The organism is Polaromonas sp. P3_C2, assembly GCF_056402675.1.
This window is the reverse complement of record NZ_JBFUGX010000404.1, coordinates 1-3,923: the sequence shown is the minus strand read 5'-3', so window position 1 is coordinate 3,923 and position 3,923 is coordinate 1. Positions and strand designations below refer to the sequence as shown.

The window sequence follows — 3,923 nt, the reverse complement described above, 5'->3', positions numbered from 1 at the left end:
CATGCGGCCGACGGCCACTTCTGTCTGCCTGCCGGTGGGAATAATGCTCTAACATTTACTTACATTTAACCAAGAACATTGAGCGTGCCCGCTTACTTTCTCAAAATCCTAAAATAATCGTGTAAAAACAAACACTTACCGCGAAAATAAGAGGTTCTTTAGCGGAAAATATTGGACAGCGTAAGGGTAAAGCGCTACAACCAATAAAACATTTTGTTTCATTTGTACATCGAAAGGGTCGCTCCTTGCGCAGTTCAGTCTTTCTGGCATCCAGGCTTTTTGCCTGGGGGGTTCTGGGCGCATGCATCGCCCTGAACGTCCCTGCGCTGGCGCAGGCCCGCGTGGACGTGCGGCCCGATGCCGGTACGCTGCTGGAGCCGCAAGGTTCGTTACCGCTGCTACCCCCGCGTAGCGGCCCACTACCTGAACTGACACCACCCCGGGTTGCGGAGCCAGCGGCGGGAACGGCGCGCATCACGCCAGCGGCGTTCAGTTTCTCCGGCAACAGCGTTTTCTCCAGTGAAGCACTTGCGGCTTTGCTGTCGAGCCGGCTCCACCGGTCCACGGATCTGGCTGGCCTCACAGACGCCGCCAATGCCGTCAGCGCGCTCTACCGGCAGAACGGCTATCTGCTCACGCAGGCGTACCTGCCCGAGCAGGCGTTTCCCGCAGAAGGCGGGACTGTCGCCATCACCATCATCGAAGCGCGGGTCGGCCGCGTCACTGTGCGTGTCGACGGCGCTGGTATCTCAAAGACGTTCGCGGAAGAACTGGTGGGCGGCCAGCTGCGGTCCGGTGACGCCGTTACCGAATACGCACTCGACAAGCCGGTGTTGCTGTTGCGCGACCTGGCGGGGTACGACGCCGGCGCTACGGTCGAGCCTGGAGATCGCCTGGGCCTGGCGGATGTCCTGATCACCGTGCAGGGCAAAGGGCCGCGCGCCGACGGCTCGGTCAGCGTAGACAACCATGGTGCGCGCGCCGCTGGTGCCGCGCGTGTCACGTTAAGTGCCAATCTCAACAACCTGCTGGGGCGCGGTGACGTGCTGGCCTTGAGCACCCAGCAAAGCGACCAGGCTGGTTCGACCTTATACCGTGCCGGCTACACCGTGCCGGTCGGCGCTTACGGCACAAGGGTGGGGGTCAGCGCGGTGCGCCTGGATTACGCGCTGGGCAAGCAGTTCGAGCCGCTGGGGGCCAGCGGCCGGGCCGACATTCTCGGCCTCAGCCTGTCCCACCCCCTGCTGCGCGGGCGCGCCAGCAATTTGTACGGCCTCATCAGTGCAGAGCAAAAAAAGCTCGTTGACGAAACGCGCACACCCGCACTCAAAAGCGAGCGCGACATCGCCGCGCTCAGGCTGGGGCTGGCGGGCAACTTCATCGACGAACTGGCAGGCGGCAGCAGCCTGAACAACTATGCCGTGAACGCCACCTTTGGCCGCCTCACGTTGAATGCGGCCGATCAGGCGCTTGACGATGGCCTCGGCGGCCTGCGCACAGCGGGCGGTTTCAGCAAGCTGAACCTGGAATTCCAGCGCTCCCAGTTTTTTGATGYCGCTTACAGCTTTCACGTCGCGGCACAGGCCCAGCTGGCGTCGAAAAACCTCAGCTCGGCCGAAAAAATGGTTCTGGGCGGGCCCAATGGCGTGCGCGGCTACCCAGTGGGCGAAGGCGTCGGCGACGCCGGTTTCCTGTTGAACCTGGAGTCGCGTTACCAGCTCGCGCCAACGGTTTGGGGTGAGCCTTTGACCCTGCTGGCTTTCTATGACCATGGGCGCATTCGCTTCAACCAGAACGGCCCCACTGTGCCGGGCAATGCCAACACGCTGAGCCTCGGTTCCGCCGGTGTGGGCGCCACGCTGGGCCAGTCCGGCAAATTCCTGGTCAAGACCTACCTGGCCTGGCGCACCACGACGGCGCTGCCGTCCACCGGCGACCCGGACCGTGCGCCGCGCGCCTGGCTGTCGGTCCAAACCTGGTTCTAGCCCGGCCCCACTCCCCGCTCTGCATGCCCATCATGACCGCCCACACTTCTTCCGCCCGCGCCGCCTATAGCCCCTGGTCCGTGCGTACGGTGGTGGTCCGCCTGTCTCGCAAGCTCTCGGCCACCTACCGCATCCGCAGCGACCGCAGGCTGTCGCGCCTGCTTGCGACGCTGCTGGCGGTTGTCTCGCCCTGGGCCACCGCCTTGCCTGAAGGCGCGCAGGTGGTGGGAGGCCAGGCCAGCGTCAGCACGCCGTCGGCCAACGCCATGGTGGTCAACCAGACCAGCGACAAGGCGGTGCTGAACTGGCAAAGCTTCAACATCGGCGTGGGGCAATCGATGCAGTTCGTGCAGCCCGGCGCTTCGTCCGTCGCGCTGAACCGCGTCATCGGCAACGGTGCCTCATCCATCTTCGGCTCGCTGAGCGCCAACGGCCAGGTCTTCCTGATCAACCCGGCGGGTGTGATGTTCGCTCCTGGGGCGCAAGTCAATGTGGGCGGGCTCGTCGCCTCCAGTCTCGACATCGGCAACGGCGACTTCATGGCAGGTCGCTACACCTTCAGCGGCAACGCCTCCGGCCGGGTGGACAACCACGGCAGCATCAACGTCGCGCGCGGCGGTTACGTGCTGCTGGCCGCGCCCCAGGTCAGCAATACCGGTGCCATCACCGCAGACGCTGGTTCGGTTGGCCTGCTGGCAGGCTCCCGCGTGTCGGTCGACACTTCGGGCACAGGCCTGGTGCGTTTCTCGGTGGATGCGGCGGCGGCACAGGCCGCGATCACCAACAGCGGCAGCATCACGGCCACGGGCGGCCGGGTTGCCGTGCTGGCCAGCGCCATGGGCGATGCGATGGCGACCGTCATCAACCAGTCCGGCGTCATCCGCGCCAACTCCGCCGTGGAGCGCAACGGCACGATTGTGCTGAGCGGCGGTGGCACAGGTGTTGTCCAGGTCTCCGGCACACTCGATGCCAGCGGCACCGCACCGGGCCAAAGCGGCGGCACGGTGCAGGTGCTTGGCGACAAGGTGGCGCTGAACACCGGCGCATCCATTGACGTGTCCGGCCCGGCCGGCGGCGGCACCGCGCTGGTGGGCGGCGACTACCAGGGCGGCAATGCGGCCGTCCAGAATGCTTCACGCACTTATGTGGCCGCAGGCGCATCGATACGGGCCGACGCGACAGACAGCGGCAAAGGCGGAAAAGTGGTGGTCTGGGCCGACGGTGACACGCGCCACAGCGGCGCTGTCAGCGCGCGCGGCGGTGCCAACGGCGGCGACGGCGGCTTTGTCGAGGTTTCGGGCAAGCAGCAGCTGGACCTGCGCGGCAGTATCGACGTGGCCGCGCCGGCCGGTACTGGCGGCAGGGTGTTGCTGGACCCGCAGGACATCGACATCAACACCACCATACAGTCCTCACCACCCAACAATGCCGATGGCACGCCCGACGTGGCCCTCTTCGATCCACCGAGCCCGACGGGCACGTACACCATCCAGATCGCCGACATCACCGGCTACAGCGAGCTGTACCTCCAGGCCTCGCGCAACATCACGCTGGCCAGCGCGCTGGCCATGGCGGCGGGTAACAAGGTCCGCTTTGAAGCGGGCAACACGATTGCCCTCAATGCCGCACTAACGGCTTCCGGCGGCGTGAATCTTTCGGCGGCCAATATCACCAGCACTGCGGCCGGTAGCATCACCACCACCGGCGCCGGCAATACCAATGCCGGCAACGTCACCCTCAACGCCAMAGGGACTGTCAACCTGCTCGGGGCCATCAACGCCATAGGAGGCACTGCCACCACCGGCAACCCGGGCCGCAGCGGCGGGGCCGTCAGCATCTCGGGCGCCGGTGTCTCCACCGCCGCCATCACCGCCAGCGGTTCCGCCGGGCTGGGGGCTGGACAGGCAGGTGGTACGGGCGGCAGTATCAGCATTACCT

At 65.5% G+C, this 3,923-nt stretch carries 2 protein-coding genes; both read left to right on the top strand.

From position 1 onward, the window contains the following. Positions 1–245 precede the first annotated feature (245 nt). Positions 246–1,985, top strand: a complete 1,740-nt coding sequence (locus tag AC1DWI_RS15980) for a ShlB/FhaC/HecB family hemolysin secretion/activation protein (RefSeq protein ID WP_477725199.1) — start codon at positions 246–248, stop codon at positions 1,983–1,985. A 32-nt stretch (positions 1,986–2,017) separates the two neighbouring features. Beyond that, on the top strand, positions 2,018–3,923 hold a 1,906-nt coding region (locus tag AC1DWI_RS15975), incomplete at its 3' end, for a two-partner secretion domain-containing protein (RefSeq protein WP_477725198.1).